Below are 25204 nucleotides of genomic sequence, written 5' to 3' on the forward strand. Positions count from 1 at the left end.
TGGGCGCGCCGTGCCACGGGTCTTTGTGGCACGGCGCGGGTTTGAGAGGGTGAGGGCGGCTCTCTCGTCGTGCTGCGCGTCAGTGTGTCAGCACGTTGCGAGCACGCGAGACGGATGCGGCACGACGGCGGGCCGCGCTCAAAGCTCGATGCGCGTGCCGAGCAGGATGAGGAACTGGCGCAGCCATTCGGGATGCGCGGGCCATGCGGGTGCCGTGACGAACGGCGCATCGGTGATGGCGGCGTCGACCGGGATATCGGCATAGTCGCCGCCCGCCAGCCGCACTTCGGGAGCGCAGGCCGGGTAGGCGGAGATTCGCTTGCCGCGGATCACGTCGGCGGCGGCGAGCAACTGGGCCGCGTGGCAGATCGCCGCGATCGGCTTCTGGGCCGAGGCGAAGTGGCGCACGAGGTCGATCACGCGTTTGTCGAGCCGCAGATATTCGGGCGCGCGGCCGCCCGCAATGGCGATGGCGTCGTAGCGAGCCGGGTCGATATCGTCGAACGACGCATTGAGCGTGAACTGGTGCCCCGGTTTTTCCGTGTACGTCTGGTCGCCCTCGAAGTCGTGGATGGCGGTCTTCACGCGCTCGCCGGCCTTCTTGCCCGGGCACACGGCGTCCACCGTATGGCCCACGGCCTGTAGCGCCTGGAACGGCACCATCGTTTCGTAGTCTTCGGCGAAGTCGCCGGTGAGAAACAGAATCTTCTTCGCTGCCATCGTAAGTCTCCGGTTGAGGAACGGAACACTGCGGACGTCGGTGGAGTCTACTCCAGCATCGTTGATGAATCGGTGACGCAGTCGATGGATGCTTTCCGATGGCGGCGCTACGCGCGCCGCGACGCCCCGGTGCTGGCCGCGCTGTTTCGCGAGGCGGTGTTGGCCGCGACACACTACGACGTGCGCGCCCGCACCGCGTGGGCGCACGGCGCCGACGACCTCGATGCGTTCCGGCGCGCGCTCGCGCACGGCCTGACACTCGTCGCCGTAGCCCAGCCCCGCGACGATGAAGCCGCGCATGGCGAAGAAGCGCTGGCAGCGTTTGCCCAGCTGCATCCCGCCGACCACGTCGAGATGCTTTACACGGCGCCACGCTGGGCCGGGCGGGGGCTCGCGTCGAGCCTGCTCGCGCGGCTCGAAGGCGCGGCTCGCGAGGCGGGTGCGGTGGTGCTCACGGCCGACGCGAGTGCCGCGGCCAGACGCGTGTTCGAGCGGGCGGGCTTCGGCTGTGCCGGGGACGAGGTGGTCTGGCGCGAGGGCGTATCATTGCGCCGTTTTCGTATGTGCAAGCCGCTCAACGCGACACAGGATTTCCGATGACCTTCCGTAACAGTGCTCACGCTTCCCGTCGTACGGGCCACTCCGGGTGTTCTGGCGGGGCTTCTCGTCGTCGCTTCACGATCGCCTCGCGCACCGCGCTCGCGTGGATGTTCGCGCCGCTCGTGCTGCTCGCGGGCTGCGAGAAGCAGACTTCGCCGTCGGACGCCGACGCAAAGCTCAACGACGCCGCGAAGCAGGCCGGCCAGAAGCTCGACCAGGCGGCGAGCTTCGTCGGTCAGCAGCTCGACGCGGCACGCGCCGCGGCGCAGAAGCATATCGACAAGGCGGCGTCTGCCGCGTCTGCGGCCGTGGGGGCATCCGCGCCGACGTTGTCTATCGACCCGGGCGCGCTTGCCTCGATGGCGCAAGGCCATCTGCAGGGCGCCGCAAGCGCAGTGGCCGGCGCGGCTGCCGCGGCAGCAGGCAACAGTCTCGAACAGGCGGGCCGCAAGCTCCAGCAATGGGCGAGCACGGTGGCGGGGGCTTCGTCCGTGGCAGGAGGGGCGACGACTCAAGGGTCAGCATCTGGCGCCGCAGGCGCGAGCGGGGCACCGGCGCGTACCAGCCCGTGAAGCCCGATCCCGGATTGACTGCTTCGATAAATGTAACTACCATGCGTACACTTTTTGTCGTGCAGGTGCGTGATGAACACGAGTAGCCGCTTCGCGTTTGCGGTGCACGTGCTTGCGCTGCTGGCGCAGCAGGAGGGCGTGCCGCTGTCGTCGGAGATCATCGCTGGCAGCGTGAACACGAATCCGGCGTTGATTCGCCGGCTGCTGACCATGCTGGCGCAGGCGGGGCTGACCACTTCGCAACTGGGTGCGGGCGGCGGGGCGCTGCTGGCCCGTGCGCCCGAAGACATCACGCTGCTCGAGGTCTACCGCGCGGTGGAAGACCCGCAGCTGTTCGGCCTGCATCGCGAGGAGCCGAACCCGGCGTGCATGGTGGGCCGCAACATCCAGCAGGTGCTGCGCGGCATCATGGACGACGCGCAGCGCGCCATGGAGGCATCGCTTGCGACACGCACGGTTGCCGATACGTTCTCAGACGTGGTGCGCCGCGAACGGCTTCGCAAGCGGCGCACGGCGCGCAGCGAGGGTTGATGCGGCGTGAGAGCGGGTGGGCGGAGTGGTTGCCGGCCAGGGGATGTGCAGGCAGGGAACAGTAGTCAGGAACGGGGCATTGCCCCGGTTTTTTTCGCTGTATATGTAATCGAGTTAGTTACATTTTTTGATCCTCACAAAGGGAGTATCGACATGAGCAAGACGTTGAAAATCGCGCTGTTTGGCGCAACCGGCATGATCGGTTCACGCATTGCCGCCGAAGCCGCGCGCCGCGGGCACCGGGTCACCGCGCTCGTACGCAATCCACAGCGCGTGCCGACGGACACCGCGAACATCCATGCGTCGCAGGCCGATCTGCTCGATGCGGCGAGCGTGGCGGCGGCCGTGCGCGGCCATGACGTGGTCGCGAGCGCCTATGCTCCCGCCCTCGACAACACGGCGACGCTCGACACCGCCACCCGCGCGCTGGTGGCCGGTGTGCGCGAAGCGGGGCTCAAGCGTCTCGTGGTGGTGGGTGGCGCGGGTTCGCTCGAAGTTGCGCCGGGCAAGCAGCTCGTCGATGCCGAAGGGTTCCCGGAAGCCTACAAGGCCGTTGCGCTCGCGCACCGCGAGGCGCTCCACTACTACCGCACGGTCTCTGACCTCGACTGGACGTTCTTCGCCCCCGCCGCGATGATCGCGCCGGGCGAACGTACGGGCCAGTTCCGCACGGGCGCCGGCACGCTGATCGCCGACGCCGCGGGTACGAGCCGCATTTCCGCCGAAGACTACGCGATTGCATTCGTCGACGAGCTGGAGCAAGCGCGCTTCGTGCGTCAGATCGCAACGGTCGCGTACTAAGACGTAGTAAGGCGGTAAGGGCAGATCGGACTGGCGCGCGCAAGCGCGCTGACAATCTGTTACGCACGCTCACGCAGCTTCACGCGTCCGGTGCCGGAGGACAGCTAAACTTGTGCGTCCTTTTCGTACCCGTCCCGCTCGCCATGAAGTCAAGCCTGGAGCAGCGTGATGCAGGCACGCCGGCCCTTGCGCCGGCGCGCCGGACCGCCGCTCGTTCTCCTCGTCGTTCCGGTCGTCGCTGCGGGTGTTCCCGCACTGGCCGGCCGTTCTGCGCGCGCCTCGCGGCGCCGTTCCTTGCCCTCTGGCTCGTCGCGTTCGCGATGCTAGCGAGCTTTGCCTGCGTGCCCGGCGTCGCCCGTGCGGCAGGTGCGTCCGGTGCGCCGGGCCTGCCCAGCGCGCCGGCGCCCGGCGCGGCCACGCCCGTGCTGCCGGCGCTCCAGAGCCTCATCAGCAGCGCGACGGCGTCGGCGGCGGTATCCGCCTCGGCGCCCGATGCCGCTTCGGCGGCGTCGCCCGCCAGCGAGGCGGAGTTCGCGCGTTCGCTCGACAGCGTGATTTCGACGCTCGACAACGACCGCCAGCGTCGGGCCCTCGTGACCCAGTTGAAGAAGCTGCGCGACGTTTCGCAGCATGCGGCGCCGCCTGCCGCGGCGTCGGCCGCGCAGGGCGCGGCGGGGTTGCTCGGCGCCATCGCTTCGGGCCTTGCGTCGGTTGCCGCGGACGTGCACCAGGGCCGCACACCGGCGCGTTACTGGGGCGGGCGCATCAACGCCGCCGCCAACGAGTTGTACGCCATCGTCGCGAGCCAGGGTTCCGAGCATTTCGGCAAGGTCGTGCTGGACATGCTGGCGATGCTCGCCGGCTGGGGCGCCTGCGCGGGCAGCCTGATCTGGCTGCAGCGCCGTTTGCATGCGCGCTTCGGCATCGTGGAGGGGCTGAAGCCGAACCCGGCGACGCGCGAGTTGCTGATCTTCGCCTTGCGCCGCGTCGGACCCTGGGTCGTCGCGTTCGTCGCGGCGCTCGCCTTCGTGCGCGCGATGCCCGAGGCGCTGGGCCGCACGCTCGGCATGGTGATCGCTTACGCGATCGTGGCGGGCGCGGTGTTTTCGGCAATCTGTCTCATCATGTTTTCGCTGTTCGGCTCCGGGCACCGGCGCGCGGCCGTGCACGTGCTGCTGCGCGACGCGCGCCGGCTGCTGTTCGCGATCGGCGTGTGCGGGGCGCTGGGCGACGCCGCCGTCAACTACGACGTCGCGCATCAGCTTGGCCCCAATCTGGCGGGGCTCGTCTCGACGGTGGCCAACATGACGGCCGCGGTGCTCACGGCGTATTTCGCGCTGGCGTTCCGGCAGCCCGTTGCGCATCTGATCCGCAACCGGTCCTACGAGCAGCGGCACGATCACCGCGCGGCGACCGAGGGCTTCGAGGTGCTCGCCTCGCTCTGGCATTTGCCGATGCTGCTGCTCGCGGGGGCGTCGATCGTCGCGACGCTGGGCGGGCTCGATTCGAGCGAGGACGTCCTGCAGATTTCGGTGGTCACGGCGCTGCTGCTCGTGATCGCGTTCTTCCTTTCGGCCATCGTGCTGCGCCTGACGCGCCCGCGTCTCAACGACACGCATCGCCGCCGGCGCCACCGTTCGCCGTATCTCTGGCGGCTGCTGCGCTTCGCCGGCACGCTCGTGATGCTGTTCGTCTGGCTCGCGTTTCTCGAGTTCTCGTCGCGGTTATGGGGCGTGTCGCTCGCGGGCATGATCGAGGACAGCGTGACCGCGCGCGGCATCGCCCATGCGGTCACGGCCATACTCACCACCGTCTTCGTCGCGTGGCTGATCTGGATTCTCGTGGATACCGCGATCCAGGAGGCGCTCAATCCGGGCGGTCCGCGCAGCAAGTCGCGCAACCCCGGCACCCGCGCGCGCACCATGCTGCCGCTCGTGCGCAACGCGCTCGCGGTCACCATCCTCACCATCGCGGCCATCGTGACGGCGGCCAATCTCGGCATCAACGTGACGCCGCTGCTGGCGGGCGCGGGCGTGATCGGGCTCGCGGTGGGCTTCGGCGCGCAGTCGCTCGTGACCGACCTCATCACGGGCCTCTTCATCATTCTCGAGGACACGATTTCGGTAGGCGACTGGATCGAGATAGACGGCGGCCATGCGGGCACGGTCGAGCATCTGACCATACGCACCGTGCGGCTGCGCGACGGGCAGGGCGCCATTCACGCCATTCCGTTCTCGCAGATCAAGATCGTGAAGAACCTCTCGCGCGACTTCGCTTATGCGGTGTTCGAGGTGCGCGTGCCGTTCTCGGCGGACGTGGACATGATTACGGCGCTGATTCGCGAAGTCGGCGCCGATCTTGCCGCCGACTTCCGCTATCGGAACGAAATGCTGGGGCCCGTGGAAGTGTGGGGGCTGGACCGTTTCGATCCGAACTGGATGGTGGTGAAAGGCCAGATCAAGACGCGGCCGCTGCAGCAATGGAGCGTGGCGCGCGCGTTCAACGTGCGGCTGAAGCGGCGCATGGACGAGGCGGGCATCGAGATTCCGGTGCCGCAGATGCAGGTGTACACGTCGTCGAGAACGCACGGGCGGCAGGCGGATGGGGCAGAGGAAAGGTCGTCCGCGACGCGGCACGAGGTAGGAGCCGCTCACGAGCAACCGGCGGCGGGCGTTACGGCGGCAAGGTCGTCTGTCGACGTGCCGCAGGCGCAGGCTCGCGACGTCTCGCACGAACCGCGGCCGGCGCCGGCGCCGACCGGCGGCTCGATGGCCGCGCCGCCGCAGATTCCCGTGGCCGGCGACGCGCCGAAAGGCTAGGTGAGCGCGGCCTCGCGTACGGGCGTTTGCGCGACGACGTCTGGCGCAACGGTTTGCCCGTCGCGGTTCAAGCCGCTCGATATTGCGCCGATGGTGCTTTCGACGCCGCTTTCGATGCCACTTTCGGCCACGCGAACCAGATCGTTCACGTGCGTCGCGATCTGCGCGCCCGCCACGCCGTAGACGTGTAACGACACGGCGCGCCGGCCACTCTCGTTGGCAAGCCGATGGATGGCCGCATGTCCCGCGCGCGTGAACGACGCTGCGCCGGCCGCGCGCGGCTGCGTGCGAAACGCAGTGGCGCAGGCGCCAGCCTCGTCCCAGCGATACAGCGATTCCGTGAGTTCGCCTTCGACCACCGCATAGCCGCACCACGTGTGATGCGCATGCACCGGGCTCGCCTGGCCCGGCATCCAGACGAGCGCGGCGATGGCGTAGCGGCCGTGCGCGTCGGCGGCGAGCAGGTGGCGGCGGTACCCGTGGGCGTCGCCCTCGCAGGCAGACTCGTCGAGCAGTCCCGGGTCGGCAATGGCCTCGGCCAGCGCCGAGCGGACGCGCTGCGCGAACGCGGCATTGCTTGAGCGAAGCCGCGAGTCGCTGGCTGGCGCGGTGCTCTCGAAAGCCTCGTTCAAGTGATCGCACAGGCGCTGGATGGCGGCGCGCGCGGACGAACACGGCTGGAAGAGCGGGGCAGCGGCGGTCGATTTCATGGCGGTCGTCGGGACGGCACCGGTTGTGGTTCGATACTGCGATTTATACCGGCTTGCGCAGAGAAACGGTTTCCATATAATTTCCCGCTTAGACTGAAAAGTAGAATAAATTTCTATTCAAAGGGGTGTGTGGGAATGGACATCATCGACCGGAAGCTGCTGGAGCTGCTCCAGCAGGACGCCACGATGCCGGTGGCGGAACTGGCGCAGCGGGTGAATCTGTCGCAGACGCCGTGCTGGAAACGGGTGCAGCGTCTCAAGGAAACCGGCGTGATACGCGGCCAGGTGGCGCTATGCGATCCGAAGAAGCTGGGCGTGGGCACGACGGTCTTCGTCGCGGTGCGCACCAACGAGCACACCGAAGCGTGGGCACAGCAGTTCACGCGCGCCGTGCAGGACATTCCCGAGGTGGTCGAGGTCTATCGCATGAGCGGTGAAACGGACTACCTGCTGCGCGTGGTGGTGTCCGACATCGAGGACTACGACCGCGTCTACAAGCAGCTGATTCGCGCGGTGCCGCTGTTCGACGTGAGTTCGAGCTTCGCAATGGAGCAGATCAAGTATTCCACGGCGTTGCCGGTGCGGCCGGCGGCATTGCTGGACGGGCGCTGACAGGCGTTGCGTGGGGTGCAAACCGCAAGGCGGACGCAAGGTGTGGCGGCGTAGAATGCCTGGTCTGCCGAAGTTGGACAGACCCGGCAGCCCAACCTGTCGGCCACACCCATCGGATTCCGAGTCTCTCCCATGAACGACCAGCGAAAGAAGAACCCCACCCTTGGCGTTGCCGTTTTCATCGTGGTGGCGGTGCTGCTCGTGATCGGCACGCTGCTCTTCAATGCGATTCGCGGCAAGCGCGAATACGACGAAACGAACGAGGCGCCGTCCGCTGCGGCTTCCGCTGCATCGGCCGCAACGGAGCTTACGGCGCCGGCGAGCGCACCGGCTGTCGCGGCAAGCGCGGCTTCGCAGTGAGCTGTGCAACTGGCTATGCGGTGAGGCGTGCAGCGACGCCTGTGGCAGCGACCCGTGCGGCAGCGATGCCTATTGGTGGCGTCATGTTGGGCGGTGTCACGTCGGGCGGCGTCACGTCGCGCTCTGCCGCTCGTCGGGCGGCCCGTCGATAACGCGCTTCGCTTCGTGTTCCCTGCTTCGTATCGCGCGTCATATTCCGTGGCCTATCCCGCTTTCTAACCCTCTTCGGGCAGCCGGATCACGCTCGCGTCCTTGCGGATCAGCCACGAGGCCGCCAGCATCTGCTTGCACTGGTGCGCGAGCAGTTTCAACTCGTGCACCGCATCGGCCGGGCAATCCGGCGACTTTTCCGCCTCCACCACCATCGCGTCGAGTTCGCGGGAGACCCGCTTCGTGATCTCGGCGTGATCGGCGGGCGGCGCGATGCCGTCGTCGGCGGCAGAGAGGTTCTCGCGCACGATGAGAAGGACGCGCTGCAGCGGTTGGAGCGACGTATGTTCCTGCAGCGGCGCGGTGGTCTTGAGGAGCGGCGCGGCGGCCGTGATCTGGGAAGCGAGCGCGTGGCTGCGGACCAGCAGGTCGTTGAGTTCTGCCACGAACATTTGCGCCGTTTTCGGCTCCAGCATCATGCGCTGGAATGCCTGGCCGAGATTGGCGAACGCGATGTGCACGTTCTTGCGCGCGAGGCGATAGCGGAAGTCGCGGTCGAGCGCGTTCGCCGCCGCCGACGCGCCCGCCGTAGCCGACGCCGTAGCAGCCGCGGCCCGGCTACCCACGGCCGCTACTATCGGCTGGGCCGGACTTGCAGCCGCTGCCGGGACGCCGCTGGCCGCGGGCTGCGCGGCAGCCGCCATCGCGATGGTCGGCACGCGTGCCGCTGTTTCGGTCGCGAGCTCCGCGCTGGTCGCCATGGCGGCCGCGGGCCGTGCGATCCACGACCAGGTGGCGTCCAGATACTGGCGCATCGCGGCGATCATGTCGGTGACGAGCTTGCCCATGAGCCGGTATTCCCAGTAGGGGAACAGGTGGCTCGCGGCAATCGCGATGGCGCAGCCCACCACGGTGTCGATGACGCGCTCGCCGATGATCCGCATGCTGCCCGGTGCGAGCAGGTGGAACAGCAGCAGCACGTACGACGACGTGAACACGACGCTTGCCGCGTAATTGAAGAGCAGCAGGCTGTAGCTCATCACCATCGAGGCGAACATCACCACGATCAGCACGTGCGGTTCCTTCACGAAGAGGATCAGCGCGATGCTGGCGGCACAGCCGATCAGCGTGCCGATAATCCGCTGCGTGTTGCGTTGCCTTGTGAGCGAATAGCCCGGCTTCAGGATGATGACCGTGGTCATCACGATCCAGTAGGCGTTCGTGAGCGGCAGCAGGCGGCCCAGCCAGAAGCCGACCGCGACGGCGATCGTCACGCGCAGCGCATGCCGGAAGCTGGGCGACGCCATGGTGAGGTTCGAGAAGATCTGGCGGAACGGCACGCGGCGGTTGGACACGAAGCGCGAGAGCGCTTCGTCGATGCGCAGCTCGGTTTGCGTGGTCGGCGTTTCGCTCGTGAGGCTCTTGCGCATGCGGTCGATGAGCCGCGTGGCGCTCCAGATGCGCCGGAACGTGGCAGCCACGGCCGCGTAGGCTTCCGGATTCTTCGTGGGCAACTCGTTTTCGCGCATGAGTTCGATTTCGTACTCGATGGCGCGCAATTCCGCCTTGACGTTGATGCGCCCGCGCGGCGACTGGTTCTGCAGTACGGCGAGGCCGATGTCTTCCAGGTCTGCCGCGGCCTTGTCGATCAGGTCGCGGTAGAACACGAGCAGGTCGGAGCCGCCGAACGTGGTGCGCACGAGCGGGTAGTCGGTGTGCGCACCCACGAACAGCTCATGCAGATCGACCGTGTTGATGAACAGATTGAAGTGCATCGCGCGGCGCGGATCGAGTTTGCCGCTGCGCAGCCGCGGCAGGTTGCGCAGCACGATGTCGCGTGCGGCGTCCTGGCGCTCCACCGCGCCGATCTGCCTCGCAACGAGGTTGCGATAGCACTCGTCGAGGTCGTTGGCGAGGTCGTAGAACTGGCCCCGCGCGCGCAGATAGTCGGCACATGCGAACACGCTTTCGGCAATGGCCTGCTGCTCGATGCGGTCCATGAGCAGACGGCTCACGAGCGTGGCCCAGTATGTGTACCAGAGGCCGCCCGCCAGAATCCACGCGGCGTTGACGAGGGCCTCGTGCGGCGTGAAGTGCTCCTCGAGCGTCATGATCATCATGAACAGCGTGGCGAAGCTGATCTGCGGCCAGCGGTTGCCGTAGACCACGATCAGCGAGAGCACAAACGTGAGCGGCACCACCGTGCACCACAACGCCACCGAATTGACGGTGGCGAGACCGGTGGCCAGCGCGGAAAGGAAGCCGATCACGCTGCACGCCAGCATCTCGTTGTGCTTGTACTTGAGCGGCCCCGGCATGTCCACGACGCAGGCGCCAAGGGCGCCCGTGGCGATGGTGAAACCCACCTCGCTGTTGTGGAACACGATCAGGCTCAGCACCGCGGGCAGGGACACCCCGAACGCGATGCGCAGACCGCCGTAGAAGTACTGGCTGTAGAGGAATTTCTTGATCTCGATGGAATAGCGCATCGACTGCCGGTGTCTCGAAAACGGGCGAGGCAAAAAGGGAAAGGCCGAACGTCAAACGGAACGCCATGAAGCGTGTGCGATGGCGAGACTGCACGCAAGCCCGCGTGGCGCCTCGCTCGACAGACTGCGGGTGAGTCTAACTGATTTAGCCTCCCCTCAGACCTCGTCCGTTCGGCCGGGTTCAGCCCGAAAGTCCTCTTTGTTATGCTGTCGCCTCATCCGTGATCCATGCCGCTTTGGCCGGGTTCGCCGTCTCTTTCGCAAAGGCCCATGCTGCAGCTTTTCTATTCCAACCGGTACGAGACGCTCGCGAGTGCGCTGCTCGAAGACCTGCGGCACGCGCCGGAAGACCCGTGGAGCGCGCAGCCGGTCATCGTGCCGAACGCCGCCGTGCGGCGTCAGCTGGAACTCGACATCGCGAGGCGATATGGCGTGTGCGCGAACATCGCGTTCGGTTACCTCGCGAGCTGGCTGTGGGCGCAGATCGGCCGCGTGATTCCGGTGCCCGAGCATTCGCCGTTCGCGCCGGACAGGCTCGTGTGGCGTTGCTACCGGCTGCTCGATCCGGCGTCCGGCGCGGAAGTGTCGCCCTGGCTCGCCTCGCCGCGGCTCGGAACCTATCTGCGTGCCGCCGACGAAACAATGCGCTACGAACTGGCCCGGCGCATCGCCATGGTCTTCGATCACTACCTGACGTATCGGCCCGAATGGCTGCTGCAATGGCAGGCTGGCCATTCGATTCTGGCCGCGGGCGCAAGTGATGGCGACAAAGTCCCGCTGGCGAGCGGGCCGCGTCTGCAACTGCCTGGTGCGAGCGACGCCCAGCACGAAGACGAGCGTTGGCAGGCGGCGTTGTGGCGCGCGCTGCTGCAGGAGGTGGCGGGCGAGGGGCGCCCGCTCGCTGAGGCGACACCGCCCGCTTACCGCTTTCTCGATGTCGTGCGCACGCTCGACCTCGATGCCGTGGCGCGGGCGCGCTGGCCCGAGGCCGTGAGCGTGTTCGCGCTGCCCACCATGCCGCCGCTGCACGTGGCGCTGTTGCGCGAACTTTCGCGCTGGATGGACGTGCGGCTCTACATGCTCAATCCGTGCCGCGAATTCTGGTTCGACATCGTGACCGAGGCGCGGCTCGAAGCGCTGGATGCGGCTGGCGAGCGCGACTATCACGAAGTGGGGCATCCGCTGCTGGCGGAATGGGGACGGCAGACGCAGGCGCAGTTGCACATGGTCCACGAACTCACGGAGAGCGCGGCATCGGGCGAGGCGTCGGCGTACGAGGAAAACCCGCAGTCCACCTGGCTCGCGTGTATTCAGAACGCGATGCTCAATCTCGAGCCCGAAACGCAGGGGGGGGCGGCACCAGCGGAGCGCGGCATCGAAGTGCACGTTTGCCATAGCCTCTCGCGTCAGCTCGAAGTGCTGCACGACCGGCTGCTCGGCTGGTTCGACGAGATCGAAGACCTGCAGCCGTCCGACGTGCTCGTCGCGGTGCCCGATCTGGGCGCCGCGGGCCCGCTGATCGACGCGGTATTCGGCACGGCCGCGCCTGGCGATACGCGTCGCATTCCCTATCGCATCACCGGGTTGCCGCCGTCGCAGGCGAACCCTGTGGCGCGCGTGCTGCTCGACTGGCTCGCGTTGCCGGAGCGCAGCGTCGGCGCGCCGGAGTTGATCGAGTGGTTGCGCGTCGATGCGATCGCGGCGCGTTACGGCATCGACGCCGCGGCGCTCGAAGCGGCCCAGACCTGGCTTGCTGCCGCGGGCGCGCGGCGTGGGCTCGTGCCCGGCGAGCCCGCGGGCGAGGACGTGCCGGTTGCACGCCATACGTTTTCCGACGCACTCACGCGGCTCTTTCTGGGCTACGCGCTGCCCGAGGGCGGCGAACCGGTCGACGCCTGGCTGCCCGTGCAAGGCGCGGACGGTTCCGAGGCCGAACTGCTCGGCCGGCTCGCGCGTTTCGTCGACGACATCGACGCGTTCGCGCGCCGCTGCGCCGAAGGCAATACGCCGTCCGGCTGGAGCACGCTCCTGCTGGCCACACTGGCGCAATGCTTCGACACCGGCGTGGCCTTTGCGCCGATGCTCGCGGGCGCACGCGACGCGATCGACGCGATGGTGCGCGCCATGGCCGACGGCATGGGAAACGGTGTCGATGGCGTCGACGGTGCCGATGGCGCCGACATCGCCGTGATTCCCGCGGCGGTGGTGCGCACCGCATTCGCCGAGGCGCTCGACGACCCCGCGCGCGGCGGCGTGCCGTGGGGCAGCGTCACGTTCTCGTCGCTGACGAGCCTGCGCGGCCTGCCGTACCGCGTGGTGTGCCTGCTCGGCATGGACGACGGCGTGTTGCCGAGTCTCGCGCGTGCCGACGAGTTCGACCTCATGGCGTCGTTCAGCAAGCCCGGCGACCGTCAACGGCGCGACGACGAGCGCAATCTGTTCCTCGATCTGCTGCTCGCCGCGCGCGACCGGCTGCTGATCGCCTACACGGGGCGCAGCATTCGCGACAACGCGCCGCTGCCGCCCGCCGCGCTGGTGGACGAACTGCTCGATCATCTGGCCACGGTGTCGGCCGGCCAAGGCGCCGGTCCTGACGAGGTGGAGGCCGCGCGGCGAGCGTTTATCGTGGACCATCCGCTTCAGCCGTTTTCCGCCGACTATTTCGCCGCACGGCCGGCACTGTTCACCTACGACCCCGACCGCGCCGAACTGGCCGAACTGCTCGCATCGCGGCACGTCGAAGCGCGTGTGCCGTTCTTCTCGCAACCGTTGCCGGCCAATACCGCGCCGCTCGTCGCCTTCGACGACTTTCAGCGTTTCTGGCGCCATCCCGCGCGTGCATTGCTGCGCGACCGCCTGGGTATCGTGCTCGCCGATGCCCAGGCGGAACTGCTCGACACCGAGCCGTTCGAACTCGACTACGCGGGCAGCGACGCGCTTGCGGCACGCCTCATGCCCATGCTGCTCGATGCACAAGCGCGCACCGATGCACTGGAACGCGCGCGGCGCGTGGCCGTGGCGAGTCCGGAATTGCCGGGCGGGGCGACAGGCGCCGTGTGGCGGGAGCGCGAACTCAATGCGTTGCGGCTGCTTGCCGAGAGGGTGCAGAGCGAAATGGCAGGCGGCGTTGAACGGCTGCCTTTTGCGCTCACTATCGATCCGCGCTGGCCGGATACAGCGGACGTTTCGCTCTTCGGTACGCACGAGCGCGTGTTGCGCGAAGCGGCGCAGGCCACGCCGCTCGAACTGCACGGTTCGCTGAATCTGCTTACCGGGAACGGCCAGGTGATTTTCCGTTATGCCCGTCCCAGCGCGCGCGACTATCTGGCCGCCTGGCTTGCGCATCTCGTCTATTGCGCGGCGCAGCCGGGCGGCCCTCGCCGCACGGTGTGGCACGGCAACGGCGAAACGTTCGAATTTGCGCCCGTCGATGCGCCGCTGGATAAGCTCGCGCCGCTTGCCGCGCTCTATCGCGCCGGGCAGATGTTGCCGCTGCGCTTCTTTCCGAGAAGCGCGTGGAAGAAGTTCACCGAGAGTGAATCCGCAGCCCAAGGGGCGTGGATCAATGACCGCACAGGCGGCGAGTCCGACGACCCGGCCTGGCGCATCGCGCTGCGCGGCACGCCGCTCACGCTGGACGAGCCGTTCGGCACGCTGAGCTCGCTCGTATTCGAGCCGCTCGTCGCCCATCTGCGGAGCACGTCATGACCGCAGTCACCACGCAGCGCCACGACGTGCCTACCGAACTGGACGTGTTCGCGTGCCCGCTCGACGGCGTCAACCAGATCGAAGCGTCGGCCGGCACCGGCAAGACCTGGAACATCTGCGCGCTCTACGTGCGCCTGTTGCTGGAAAAGGACTGCAAGGCCGACGAGATACTCGTCGTCACCTTCACGAAGGCGGCCACAGCCGAACTGCACGAGCGCATCCGCGGGCGTCTTGCGCAGCTTCACCGCGAGATCGAACGGGCTATCGCAGAAGGAGTGGGCGAGAACGAGGATGGGGCGGAGCAGGGCGACCTCGATCCGTTTGTGGCACGCCTGTTCGAAACCACGCTCGCGCCGGAGCGCGGCATCGATCTGGACACCGCCGCGAAACGCGTGCGGCGCGCGCTGCGCATGTTCGACCAGGCGGCCATCCACACCATCCACGCGTTCTGTCAGCGCGCACTGCAGGAAGCGCCGTTCGCTGCGGCCATGCCGTTCGCGTTCGAGATGGAGGCGGACGACGCCCCACTGCGCTTCGAACTGGCCGCGGACTTCTGGCGCGAGCAGGTCGAACCCATCGCGGCCGCGCATCCCGCGTTTGCTGCGTGGCTCGTGGCGAACCGGGCGGGTCCCGCATCGCTCGATGCGCAGCTGGCGCGCCGGCTCAAGAAGCCGCTCGCCGTGCTGCGTTGGGATGGCGTGGCCGACGCAGCCGCAAGCGGTGAAGACGCGCAGGCGCGCTTCGACGCCGCACGCGAGCTTTGGTGCGCGGAGCGGGACGCCATCGTGAGCCTGCTCGCCGACGCGAGCGAGCGGCTCAGCAAAACGTCGCACAAGCCCGAGGCCGTGAGCGCGGCCATTGCCGCCTGGAGCGACTGGTTTGCCGAAGGCGATTGCCATGCGCCGCCGCCGCGGGCAGCGCTGAAGCTCACCGCGTCGGCGCTCAAGAAGGCGACGAAAACGAAATTCACGCCGCCCGAGCACGCGTTCTTCGCGATGGCCGACACACTCGCGGCCGCCGCCGAGGCAGCCGAGGCGGCGCAGCGCGCGCGCTGGCTCTGGCTCGTCGAGGCGTGGCTCGCGTTCGCGCCCGGGGAACTGGCTGCGCGCAAGCGCGCGCGTCGCGTCGTGTCGTTCGACGACCTGCTCTCGAACCTCTACCGCGCGCTCAGCGAACATCCGTGGCTTGCCCAGACGCTGAGGGCACGCTATCCGGCCGCGCTCATCGACGAATTCCAGGACACCGATCCGCTGCAGTTCGCCATTTTCAGCCGCATCTTCGCGCCGCGCGGTCCGCTCTTTCTCGTCGGCGATCCGAAGCAGGCGATCTACAGCTTCCGCGCCGCGGACCTGCACACCTATCTGGCCGCGCGCGACGCCGCCTCTCACTGCTACACGCTCGCGGTCAATCAGCGCTCCACGCGGCCTATCGTCGACGCCTGCAACCGTCTCTTCGAGGCCAATCCGCGCGCGTTCGTGCTCGATCGGCTCGACTATCAGCCGGTTCGGGCCGGCTCGCGCGAGCGACCGCCGCTGCACGACGACGCGGCGCCGGGCGCGGATTTCCGTGTCTGGATGCTGCCGGACGGCGCGAAGGCCGAGGCGGGCGCGCAGAGCGAAGAGGCAATGCTCAGCAAGAGCGCCGCGCAACGCGCAGCCAGCGAGGCGTGCGCGCAGGAAATCGTGCGGCTGCTACGCGGTGCGCGCGAGGGACACGTCACGATCGGTGCGGTGCCGCTCACGCCCGGCAACATCGCGGTGCTCGTGCAGACGCATCGGCAGGGTAGCCTCGTCAAACGTGTGCTGGCGGCGTGGGGCGTAGGCAGCGTGGAGCTGGCTCAGGCATCGGTGTTCGAGACGCTCGATGCCGAGCAGATCGAGCGCGTGCTGGCGGCCATCGATACGCCGGGCGACCTGCGCCGCCTGCGCGCGGCGCTCGCCACAGACTGGCTTGGTCTCGACGCGGCCGCGCTCTGGCGGCTCGAACAGCTTGCCGATGCGCCGGCTGGGCAGGACGATCCCGCTCACGCCGCCGACGCCATGAGCTGGGTCGAACGCTTTTCGCGTTACCGCACGCTATGGCACGAACGCGGCTTCGCCGTGATGTGGCGCACGCTGATGCGCGAGCTGCGCGTCGCGCAACGCATCGTCAGCGGGCCGGAGGGCGAGCGCCGGCTCACGGACGTGAACCATCTCGCCGAACTCGTGCAGGCACGCGCGGCGCTCACGCCGGGCATTGCGCCCACACTGCGCTGGCTTGCCGCGCAGCGCGCCCAGGGCGGCGGCGAAGAGGCGCAGTTGCGCCTCGAATCCGACCGCAATCTCGTGCAGATCGTGACCGTGCACAAGTCCAAGGGGCTTGAATACGCGGTGGTGTTCTGCCCGTTCCTCAACGACGGCGGGCTGCGCGACGCGCCGTCGTCAGGCCTGCCCGATGCGCGCGAGTACCACGACGAAGCGGGTCATGCCGTGCTCCATTACGGCTGTGGCGAAGACGAAGCACGCGAGGCCGACCGCTACGCGCAGCGCGAGCAGGCGGCGGAGCGCGCGCGGCTCGTCTATGTGGCGCTGACACGCGCGGTTTATCGCTGCTATCTGGTCGCGGGCCCGTATCTCGCTTCGCGCTCCACCAAGGAATCGCAGCGCAGCGTGCTCAACTGGCTCGTGGCCGGCGCGGGTCGTGAATTCGAAACCTGGCTTGCCGATCCGCCCGATGTGTCCGTGCTCGTCGAACAGTGGCACGCACTCGCGGGTGGCCCGATATCGGTCGAACCGTTGCCGAAGGTGGCGGGACGTCTGCCGCTTCAGGCCGATGTCGCGGCCGGCGCGCATATGCAGGCGCGTGCGAGCCGGCGCATCTTGCGCGACCCGTGGCGTCTCGCGAGCTTCAGCTCGCTCGTGGCGGCCGGCGCGAGCCGCGGCGAGGCGGCGTCTGTCAGCGAGGAAGCGCGGCCCGACCACGACGAGCTGGCCGACGCAGCGGGTGAGGCCCCGCCTTGGGTCCCGGCTCGTCCGGCGCTCGCTCTGCCCGCGGACGACATCCTCGCGTTTCCGCGCGGCGCCGCGGCAGGCGAATGCCTGCACCGCATGTTCGAACTGGCCGACTTCTCCGACCCGAACACCTGGCCCGAGGCCGCCCGGCGCGCGCTCGTGGAACGTCCCGCACCCGCGGCGCCCGAACTCGTCCCACGTTTGCCGGCGATGATGCACAAGCTGCTCGCGGACGTGGTTGCCGTCGAACTGGTGCCGGGCATGAAGCTCGCGTCGCTCGATCCCGCGCGCCGTCTCAACGAGTTCGAGTTCGTGTTTCCCGCCGGTGCGCTGGATCTCGCCGCGTTGCGCACGGTGCTCCTTGCGCACGGGTATCCCGACGTCGCGCTGGAACCCGGCACGTTACGCGGCTTCGTGAAGGGCTTCATCGACATGATCGTGGAACACGACGGGCGTTACTGGATCGTCGACTGGAAGTCGAATCATCTCGGCGATGCGCCTGAAGACTACGATGCAGCCTCGCTCGACGAGGCGATGTCGGCTCACGCGTATCCCCTTCAGGCCTTGCTCTACACGGTCGCCCTGCATCGCTATTTGCGGACGCGGTTGCGCGATTACGCGTACGACACGCATATCGGCGGCTATCTGTACCTGTTCGTGCGCGGCGTGCGGGTGGCCTGGCGCGCGGGTGGCAAGGCGGGTGGCGTGCACGTGGGCCGGCCGTCGGCCGCCCTCATCGAGGCGCTCGATGCGCTGATGGCAGGGGGCGAGGCGTGAGTACGACAGAACGACTATCGGGCACACCGGCCGGCGCCGCCATGCCGGCGTCTGCGGACTTCAGTCTCGCGCTCGCGGAGGGCTTCGCGGCGAGGATCGGCATGCTGGCAAGGCGGCTCGGTGCTAACGCGAATAGCGTGCGCTGGGCGCAACGCGCCGCATTTGCGGTCAGCCGCGCGACCTCTGAGGGGCACGTATGCGTGCCGCTATCGGCGCTCGCGACCCGTGGCGGCGACGACGTCCCACAGATCCGCACAGCGCTTCTCGCGAGCGGCGTGGCGTGCGACGGAACGCAGAAGGTCGAGGCCCTGCGGCCACTCGTGATCGACGCCGCAGACCGGCTCTATCTCGCGCGTTACTACGACTACGAGCAACGACTGGCCCGATTGCTGGTGACGCATGCGTGCGGCGCGGATGAGCAGGGCGTGCCAGCGGCTTGCGCTGCTTACGCGAATGAACTGAAGGAAAAACTCGAACGCTTTTTCGGACCCGCGCCGCACGACGAGGTGGACTGGCAGCGTGTGGCGGCAGTGACGGCCTTGTCCGGCGGACTCACCATCGTGAGCGGCGGTCCCGGTACGGGCAAGACGACCACCGTGGCAGGCCTCCTTGCGTGTCTGCTCGACACCCAACCGGACTTGCGCATCGCGCTCGCCGCGCCCACGGGCAAGGCAGCACAGCGTATGCAGGAAGCGCTGCTCACGCGTGCGGCCACGCTTCCCGCCGAACTCGCCGCGCGGTTGCCGGCGACGTCCTGGACGCTTCATCGGCTGCTCGGGCAGTCGCCGGGGGGGCGGTTCCGTTATCACCGCGATAATCCGTTGCCGTACGACGTGGTGGTGGTAGACGAGGCATCGATGATCGACGTTGCGATGGCGACGCATCTGCTCGATGCGCTTGCACCCCGTACGCGGCTCGTCATGCTTGGCGACAAGGACCAACTGGCAGCCGTGGAGGCCGGCGCCGTGTTCGCGGAATTGAGCGCACGCCCCGCGTTCAGCCGACGCGGCGTCGAGCGCATCGCGGCGGCACTGGGAATCGGGGCGGAGCAGTTCGAGACGGCATTGCCCGATACGCACGTGAGGAAAGAGGATTCCCCGCATGAGACGGGTCACGTGGGCGATGCGGCCGCGGCAAACCAGACGGTTCATCGCAGCGGTGCGAGCGATGCGGCGCTCGGCGACCTGTTCGATCGGCTGCCGGTCGAAGAAGAACCGAAGCCCGCAGCGGCATCCGGCCCGACTGTCGGCGCGCCTCGTGTACTCACCGACTGCGTCGTCTGGCTGGAACGCAACTACCGTTTCGGGCTCGACTCGGTGATCGGCCGGCTCTCGCTTGCCATTCGCCGTGGAGATGCGCAGGCCGCGCTGGATGCGCTTGCACCGGTCGCACCGGTTGCACCTGTTGCCGCAACCGGGAGCCACGCGGCGCCCGCTACTCCGGCTGTCTTTTATGAAGACGACAGCGCGGCACTTTCGGAGCGAACCGTGGCCCGCCTGGCCGGCGCCTTCGCTCCGTATGTGCACGCCCTCCGTAGCGCGCTCGCCGCTCGCGCGCCCGACCCTGTACCGCTATTCGACGCGCTGAATCAGTTCCGCGTGCTGTGCGCGACGCGCCTCGGGCCACGCGGCGTCGATGCCCTCAACACGTTGATCGCGGCCCGGGTGCGCCGCGCCGCCAACGTGGTCGTCGGGGTGGGCGCGAACTGGTACGCCGGTCGGCCTGTCATGGTGACGCGCAACGACTACGCACTCGGTCTCTTCAACGGTGACATCGGGATCGCGTTGCCGGGCGCGGACGGCGTGCTGCGCGTTCACTTTCGCACCAGCGATGGCGGCGTGCGAACGGTGTCGCCCGCTGCTTTGCCACCCCACGACACGGCGTTTGTCCTGACGGTCCACAAGTCGCAGGGCTCGGAGTTCGACCATGTGGCGTTCGTGCTTCCGGCCGGTGCCAGCCGGGTGCTGTCGCGTGAACTCGTGTACACGGCCGTCACGCGCGCGCGAGCGCGCGTCGAGGTGGTAGGCTCACGCGCGGTGTTCGCCGAAGCCGTCGCGACGCCGACGCAACGTGACTCCGGTCTTTCGGCACGAATCGCCGAAGCGTTGCGCAATGCGAACCAGGAGGCCAAAGCATGAATCCTCGATACGCGATACCGCCCAACGAAATCGAGCTGACCGCCGTCCGTGCGCAGGGCGCCGGCGGCCAGAACGTCAACAAGGTATCGAGCGCGATTCACCTGCGCTTCGACGTACGGGCGTCGTCGCTGCCCGAGGTCATCAAGATGCGCCTGCTCGCGCTGCACGACCGTCGCGTGACACGCGAAGGCGTCGTGATCATCAAGGCGCAGGAGTATCGGACTCAGGAGATGAACCGTGCGGCGGCGCTGGCGCGGCTCGATGAACTGATCGAAAGCGTGAGCGTGACGCGTAAGTCCAGGGTGGCGACGCGGCCTACGCGCGCGTCGCAGACACGTCGCCTCGACAGCAAGACGAAGCACAGTGCGGTGAAGGCAGGGCGCGGACGCGTCGGCTTCGACTGACGAAATCTGGGTGACGGACTACTGCTGCGACGTGCGCGGCGGTTCGCCCAGGAAGTCGACGCAGAGCACGTGGAGCTTGCCCGCATGCATGACCGCGACGGCTGCCGTGTAGCAATCCGCGCCTTCGGTGAGCGAGCAGTGCGGCCCCATGACCGCCACCCGGCCCGGCGCGGCGATGGCGCGACGGAAATAGTCGCGCCGCGACCAGTTGGCGTGCGTATCCGGAAAGAGCGGTGCGAGTCGCGCGGGTGGAGGCGGCAGATGCGCTGCGGCAATGGAGGGCAGCTCCTGCTCGCCGGACTCGTTCGTGACGAAGACGCGACAGGCCTCGCCCACGCGAAACGCGACATGGGCGGCCTGCTCGAGATCGCCCGTCGTCGCGAACGCGCTGCCGGCGTCCGCGACCGCGCGGGTGAAATCGTCGAAGGAAGGACGCTGCCGGCGCGCATGCCGACGTTCGTAGGCCGCGTAGCGTTTCCACATCGAGCGTAGCTGCGCGGGCGCGGCGGCGCCGGCTGCGCGGATCGATGCATTCGGCTGGCCGAACCAGAAGCCCTGCACGAAATCGATGTCGGCGCGCATCAGCACCATCAGCTCTTCCTCGGTTTCCACGCCCTCGGCGAGCACCAGCGTGCCCGCCTGATGAAGCATCGTGACGAGGTGACCGATGAACGACGCATCTCCGCTGTGCAGCGCGGCGCGCGTCACGAGCGAGCGGTCCAGCTTCACGATGTTGGGCCGGTAGCGCCAGACGCGATCGAAGTTCGAGAAGCCGGTGCCGAAGTCGTCGATGGCAATCAGGAAGTCGCGCGGTTGGGAAGCCGCCATCGCGGCGACGGCGGCTTCGTCGTCGGCACGATGTTCGAGCACTTCGATCACCACGCGTTCGTGAGGCAGGCCGAAGTACTCGCACAACTGCTCGATGAACGCGCGATGCGGCCAGCCCGTTTCAAAGGCTTGCGGCAGGGCGTTGAGAAAGAGCCAACCCGTCTCGATGCGCTGCTCGACGAAGTTCGCCACGTGCAGGCAGCGTGTAAGCGGATCGAGCTGCACCGGGTCGCTGGCGGATTTGGGCTGCGCAAAAAGCGTTTCGGGCGCAACGGACTGGCCGGTGGAGTCGGTTGCGCGCGTCAGCGCTTCATAGCCCACCACGCGCTGATGAGTGATCGACAGCACCGGCTGAAACACGCTCGACAGCGCGTAGTCACGCCACGTCGCGGTCCAGCCGGACTCGTTGCGCGCGAGATGCGGCAGCAGGGCGGTAATCGTCCGGTCTTCGACTATGGACATGGCAAAACGCCGAAGTGTGATGTCTGGAATAGCGATGGCGATTGCGTCCCGCGCGCTATGCCCTGGCGCGCCTGGGACGCGGATCGTAACCGCCGGTATGGCCAGTGTGAAACGCAATGCGCGATTGCAGTGCCGGATTGCAGTGCCTGTCTGCTGCCGTGATCCCGACTCAATGGCATAAGTCGAGGCGAGTCTAACAGTTTGGGCGTTCGGCGAATGTACGGGTAATCACAGTGCTCGTGTCGTGGTCGGTGGGACCGTCAGGAGCAACAGGCGCCGCCGCGCTGCGAGGGAGGCCGTGCGCTATGGGGCGAGGCCGTAAGGTGGCCGTCATCGAGTATCGACACATGGTAAGCCGTCATGCTGTACGGCGGACATGGCCTGGATGTGCATATGTGCGGCCATTCCCCGCTGTTGCGCGCTTGCTATGTCGACAATTCGGAGAGCGCACCCTGTCGCCCGCGTGGGCGCTTCACGGCAGCGCACTGCGGGCACGACCCGCCGGGTCGGCATCGCGTCGGACGGCTGCGCCCTCGGCGACCTCAATGCGCAGCTTGCGGCACGTCGAGGATCAGGATGATCGTCCAGTCGGCGTCGCCATCGTGATGATATTGACGCTCAGCGACGATAAACGGCTGCTGCTTGCCTTGAGGCCCGAGGAACAGTACGTCGCCCTCCATGGGCAGGCATTCGACTGGCGGCAGCGCGAGGAAAGCTTCCTTGTCGCCGCGCGGCATCAGCTTCTCGATTTTGCGCGATGCCGCTTCGGTCCATTCGATGTCCAGCTGGATATTGCTCATTGAGTCCTCCGCACCGGGTAGGCGCATGCTTGCTCGCGTGCCGGGCCTTGGCTACAGAGCCGGCCCGGGATAAGGGAAAAGTGCGCGACTTTAGCATACCGGTGCCGCGCCTCCGCGGGCAGTAGACCGTTACGCCATCGAGCCTGCGCACTACGAGAGACCGCCATCTACAGCCGCGCATCGCCGCGTGATCTCGCCGCCCGTCGCGTCGCGCCATTGCAGTAAATGCGCCGGTGAAAAGCAAAACAGGCCGGTGCCGGGTGATCCGGCATCGACCTGTCTTGTTGGGTGACGCGCGCCGCTGTGCGACCGCGTGTCCGGCATTACATGCTTGCGCCCGAAGCAGCGGCTGCCTTGCCCGCCTTCTTGTGATGACGGACCGGACCGTGATGGCGCATGGGCTTTGCCGGCGCTGCTTCGGCCGGCTGCGCCGACTGCAGTGCCTGGGCGCGTTGCTCGATGTCGGCGGCCTTGGCCGGATCGGTGCTCATCGTGATGCCCGTGTCGGACTGCGCGTAGGCGGCGCCGGTCAGTGCGGAAAGGGAAACCAGAATGGCGAGGGACACTTTCTTCATCGTTACCTCCGTAGGAGCGGTTTATGGACCCAGCTGGTGCCTGTCCAGTCCAAGAAGACGTTTGGAAAGACAATTCATTCTAACGAGCAATATCGGATCCAGATGACGACGAGTTACACAACTGACGCATAGTTACATCCCGTTACATCTTTGTGCCGGGTGTGAGAGACTGGCCTGCACGCGGCTCGTCGCCGCACGTCGTTTGCTCGACGGACGTTGTTTCCTCCGCCCGGTACGGACTATGCGTGATGGGTAATCCGCGTCGGCGCGGCCGCTCGAAACGTCCTGATCAGAACCATCCGATCCGCCGGTAAACGTGGAACTGGGCGATGCCGACAAGCTCGTGCAACGCTGTCTCGGCCGCCACGAGATTCGACAGCCTCGGCAGCCAGCCGCATTTTGCGTGCCGCACGTTTGACACGACCGGCTGGGGAGCGTAGCCGAACCGGTGAAAGTCGAGCATCGCACGCGGCATCTGGTACGCCGATGTCACGAGCATCAACGAATCGTAACGTTGCTGCTGCAGAATGGCCGCGACGTTCCGAGCGTTCTGGTAAGTGGTGAGACTCGTGTTCTCGAGAACGATGTCCTTGCGCGCTACACCGAGCGTCAACAGGTAGGGCAGGTAGGTGTCGGCCTCCGATGCCGGGTGCCGTTGCGGATTGCCGCCGCTCACGATCACGCGGCAGTTCGCCCCATCGTCATGACACCTGCGGTAGAGCTTCGACACGGTCGCGATGCGCGCCATGGCGTCGCGCTTGGGGACGAGTACGCGATCGTCGCTGAATTCCGTGCCGCTGCCGAGCATGACGATGACCGTACCCGCGCCCGCCGAAGTGAACGTCGCGTGGGTTGCCGTCGAGTCATAAGGAGTCCGATAGATTGAGGGTTGTGCCCAGTCAAGTAGAGCCTGTGTGAGCCAGCCAGCTGCGAGCAACCAGAAGACCATCGCTGCGGCAACGGCGATACCTCTGCGCGCGCTGCGCCACAACATGAAAGCGGTCACGAACAGCGCGAATAAAGTCGATAAAAGCAATTTATTTGCGGTAATGTATGGATTTTCCGGTGAACGTGCGTGTAGCCATCGCGCCATCAAGGTTGCATCGTCCGCGCGCGCAAGGAACGGTAGCACGACGTTCGTACGGGGACCGGAATAAACGCGGCCGCCGCGCAAGGTCAGCCATGTCTGATTGCTGATCGCCCATGCCGGAGCGGCCGCGATGTCCGCCGCGCGCGTGAGCGCGCACAGGCGCCGGTGCTGCGGGCCATACCGTGGTCTGCCGCGCCTGCGGGCCGGCACGGCGACGTCGGATCGGGTTGTGTCATGGCTGCACTTTGAGAAAGAAGCGAGATGACGACGTATTCCAACGAAGCGGTACTCGAAGCATTGCGGCGCGCGCAGTATCGTCAGGTCCCTTGGGCCCGGCGTCCCGAGGTGTTCGAATATCTTCGCGCCTTGGGGCTGATGGAGACGGTGCGGCAGCGTACGGTGGCACCCGCGCCGGGTTTTCATGCGCCCGTCGACATTGCGGTGCTCACGGATCGCGGCCGCGCGGAGTTTGCCCGCTTAGCTCGCGACGAACGGTCGCTGCAATGGGAAGCCAGCCGCATGAGCGACTACGTGGCCCGCCAGTCGCACGAAGCCGACCTCGAGGCACGCCATTGATTGACGTCATGAGTAATGCCGTTTAACACGGTAACACGGCCATCTTGACGGCGCCCCTACCCCCGCTGCCGCAAGGCACAAAAAAAACCCGTATCGCGAGATACGGGCTTACCGGATTACTGCTGCCACGCTGTGCTTGATGGCACTTCATAGACCTCGTCGGCGGCAAGGGGTTCCCGCTGCAGGTGTAGGCAACCTCATTTGCGTGGCAATGCGCGGCGCGCATTCGGCATGGGCGGGTCCGGCCGCTCGCGGACATTGCTCGCGATGTCGCCACGCAGATCGCCGCGCGGTGCAGGCGGCGTGAAACCGCGGCCACGCATGCCGTCTTCCCGCCAGGTCTGAATCGTTGCGGGTCGGTCGGGACGCCAGTTCCAGCCCTGTGGCCGCTGTTGCGCGTGAACTGCGACCGCCAGCCACGAAACCAGCGCGACCAGCAGGCCGCTCGTAAGCCGTGGTGCCAATTTCATGGCGCTTTCCGTCAAGCCAGTC

At 67.3% G+C, this 25204-nt stretch carries 20 protein-coding genes; 12 read left to right on the forward strand and 8 right to left on the reverse strand.

Annotated elements, in window-relative coordinates; translation table 11 throughout:
* Nucleotides 1–138: 138 nt before the first annotated feature.
* Nucleotides 139–720 carry a DJ-1/PfpI family protein gene (locus tag PXJ20_RS15540; protein ID WP_126876241.1) on the reverse strand — a complete coding sequence of 194 codons (582 nt, stop codon included), beginning with the start codon at nucleotides 718–720 and terminating at the stop codon, nucleotides 139–141.
* A gap of 84 nt (nucleotides 721–804) precedes the next feature.
* Between PXJ20_RS15540 and PXJ20_RS15545 the strand changes: the two genes are divergently transcribed.
* The 5 genes from PXJ20_RS15545 (at nucleotide 805) to PXJ20_RS15565 (ending at nucleotide 6043) form a co-directional block, all read left to right on the forward strand.
* Nucleotides 805–1320, forward strand: coding sequence for a GNAT family N-acetyltransferase (locus tag PXJ20_RS15545; RefSeq protein WP_421029453.1), 516 nt, complete (start codon nucleotides 805–807; stop codon nucleotides 1318–1320).
* Complete coding sequence (locus PXJ20_RS15550) at nucleotides 1317–1892, forward strand: hypothetical protein (protein WP_421029452.1); 576 nt, start codon at nucleotides 1317–1319, stop codon at nucleotides 1890–1892. Before PXJ20_RS15545 ends, PXJ20_RS15550 begins: the two co-directional genes overlap by 4 nt.
* Nucleotides 1893–1964: 72 nt before the next feature.
* Nucleotides 1965–2423 (forward strand): Rrf2 family transcriptional regulator, encoded by a 459-nt coding sequence (locus PXJ20_RS15555; RefSeq protein WP_421029451.1) that lies wholly within the window; start codon nucleotides 1965–1967, stop codon nucleotides 2421–2423.
* A 153-nt stretch (nucleotides 2424–2576) separates the two neighbouring features.
* On the forward strand, nucleotides 2577–3224 hold the full coding sequence (locus tag PXJ20_RS15560; RefSeq protein ID WP_017776524.1) for an NAD(P)-dependent oxidoreductase: 648 nt from the start codon (nucleotides 2577–2579) through the stop codon (nucleotides 3222–3224).
* 320 nt (nucleotides 3225–3544) lie between these two features.
* Nucleotides 3545–6043, forward strand: a complete 2499-nt coding sequence (locus PXJ20_RS15565) for a mechanosensitive ion channel domain-containing protein (RefSeq protein ID WP_421029450.1) — start codon at nucleotides 3545–3547, stop codon at nucleotides 6041–6043.
* On the opposite strand, the gene PXJ20_RS15570 is transcribed toward PXJ20_RS15565, so the two are convergent.
* On the reverse strand, nucleotides 6040–6753 hold the full coding sequence (locus PXJ20_RS15570; protein WP_421029449.1) for a cysteine dioxygenase: 714 nt from the start codon (nucleotides 6751–6753) through the stop codon (nucleotides 6040–6042). The two genes, PXJ20_RS15565 and PXJ20_RS15570, sit on opposite strands and share 4 nt — an antisense overlap.
* A 135-nt stretch (nucleotides 6754–6888) precedes the next feature.
* Here PXJ20_RS15570 and PXJ20_RS15575 point away from each other — a divergent pair, with 135 nt between their 5' ends.
* Together PXJ20_RS15575 and PXJ20_RS15580 are read left to right on the forward strand one after the other, a co-directional pair.
* Nucleotides 6889–7365, forward strand: a complete 477-nt coding sequence (locus PXJ20_RS15575; RefSeq protein ID WP_017776527.1) for an Lrp/AsnC family transcriptional regulator — start codon at nucleotides 6889–6891, stop codon at nucleotides 7363–7365.
* Between the two features lie 132 nt (nucleotides 7366–7497).
* A complete protein-coding gene (locus tag PXJ20_RS15580) occupies nucleotides 7498–7725 on the forward strand; it encodes a hypothetical protein (RefSeq protein ID WP_017776528.1) in 228 nt (75 codons plus the stop codon).
* Nucleotides 7726–7940: 215 nt separating this feature from the next.
* Here PXJ20_RS15580 and PXJ20_RS15585 read toward each other — a convergent pair whose 3' ends face one another.
* Nucleotides 7941–10364 carry an FUSC family protein gene (locus PXJ20_RS15585; RefSeq protein WP_421029448.1) on the reverse strand — a complete coding sequence of 808 codons (2424 nt, stop codon included), beginning with the start codon at nucleotides 10362–10364 and terminating at the stop codon, nucleotides 7941–7943.
* A 270-nt stretch (nucleotides 10365–10634) separates the two neighbouring features.
* On the opposite strand from PXJ20_RS15585, the gene recC reads away from it, so the two are divergent.
* From recC to arfB, 4 genes are read left to right on the forward strand one after another with little or no spacing between them, the layout of a single operon-like run.
* On the forward strand, nucleotides 10635–14072 hold the full coding sequence (gene recC, locus PXJ20_RS15590; RefSeq protein ID WP_421029447.1) for an exodeoxyribonuclease V subunit gamma: 3438 nt from the start codon (nucleotides 10635–10637) through the stop codon (nucleotides 14070–14072).
* Nucleotides 14069–17839: an exodeoxyribonuclease V subunit beta gene (gene recB, locus PXJ20_RS15595; protein ID WP_421029446.1), complete on the forward strand. Its 3771-nt coding sequence runs from the start codon at nucleotides 14069–14071 to the stop codon at nucleotides 17837–17839. The genes recC and recB overlap by 4 nt, the downstream gene beginning before the upstream one ends.
* Nucleotides 17840–17880: 41 nt before the next feature.
* Nucleotides 17881–19977 carry an AAA family ATPase gene (locus PXJ20_RS15600; protein WP_421030921.1) on the forward strand — a complete coding sequence of 699 codons (2097 nt, stop codon included), beginning with the start codon at nucleotides 17881–17883 and terminating at the stop codon, nucleotides 19975–19977.
* Nucleotides 19974–20381: an alternative ribosome rescue aminoacyl-tRNA hydrolase ArfB gene (arfB, locus tag PXJ20_RS15605; protein WP_017776532.1), complete on the forward strand. Its 408-nt coding sequence runs from the start codon at nucleotides 19974–19976 to the stop codon at nucleotides 20379–20381. The genes PXJ20_RS15600 and arfB overlap by 4 nt, the downstream gene beginning before the upstream one ends.
* An 18-nt stretch (nucleotides 20382–20399) precedes the next feature.
* Here the strand turns inward: arfB and PXJ20_RS15610 are convergent, their stop codons facing one another.
* The 4 genes from PXJ20_RS15610 to PXJ20_RS15625 all read right to left on the reverse strand — a co-directional run bounded on the left by PXJ20_RS15610 (nucleotide 20400) and on the right by PXJ20_RS15625 (nucleotide 24040).
* The gene (locus PXJ20_RS15610; protein ID WP_017776533.1) at nucleotides 20400–21671 is read right to left on the reverse strand and encodes an EAL domain-containing protein; all 1272 of its coding nucleotides are present in this window, start codon (nucleotides 21669–21671) and stop codon (nucleotides 20400–20402) included.
* A gap of 542 nt (nucleotides 21672–22213) precedes the next feature.
* On the reverse strand, nucleotides 22214–22471 hold the full coding sequence (locus PXJ20_RS15615) for a hypothetical protein (protein ID WP_017776534.1): 258 nt from the start codon (nucleotides 22469–22471) through the stop codon (nucleotides 22214–22216).
* Nucleotides 22472–22794: 323 nt separating this feature from the next.
* On the reverse strand, nucleotides 22795–23046 hold the full coding sequence (locus PXJ20_RS15620) for a hypothetical protein (RefSeq protein ID WP_017776535.1): 252 nt from the start codon (nucleotides 23044–23046) through the stop codon (nucleotides 22795–22797).
* 289 nt (nucleotides 23047–23335) lie between these two features.
* Nucleotides 23336–24040, reverse strand: a complete 705-nt coding sequence (locus PXJ20_RS15625) for a YdcF family protein (protein ID WP_126876343.1) — start codon at nucleotides 24038–24040, stop codon at nucleotides 23336–23338.
* Nucleotides 24041–24397: 357 nt separating this feature from the next.
* Here PXJ20_RS15625 and PXJ20_RS15630 point away from each other — a divergent pair, with 357 nt between their 5' ends.
* On the forward strand, nucleotides 24398–24712 hold the full coding sequence (locus PXJ20_RS15630; protein WP_126876252.1) for a hypothetical protein: 315 nt from the start codon (nucleotides 24398–24400) through the stop codon (nucleotides 24710–24712).
* A gap of 197 nt (nucleotides 24713–24909) precedes the next feature.
* Here the strand turns inward: PXJ20_RS15630 and PXJ20_RS15635 are convergent, their stop codons facing one another.
* Entirely contained in the window at nucleotides 24910–25182 is a 273-nt protein-coding gene (locus PXJ20_RS15635; protein WP_017776538.1) for a hypothetical protein, read from the reverse strand.
* Nucleotides 25183–25204: the final 22 nt, after the last annotated feature.

The organism is Paraburkholderia sp. A1RI_3L, assembly GCF_048957895.1.
GTDB lineage: Bacteria > Pseudomonadota > Gammaproteobacteria > Burkholderiales > Burkholderiaceae > Paraburkholderia > Paraburkholderia kururiensis.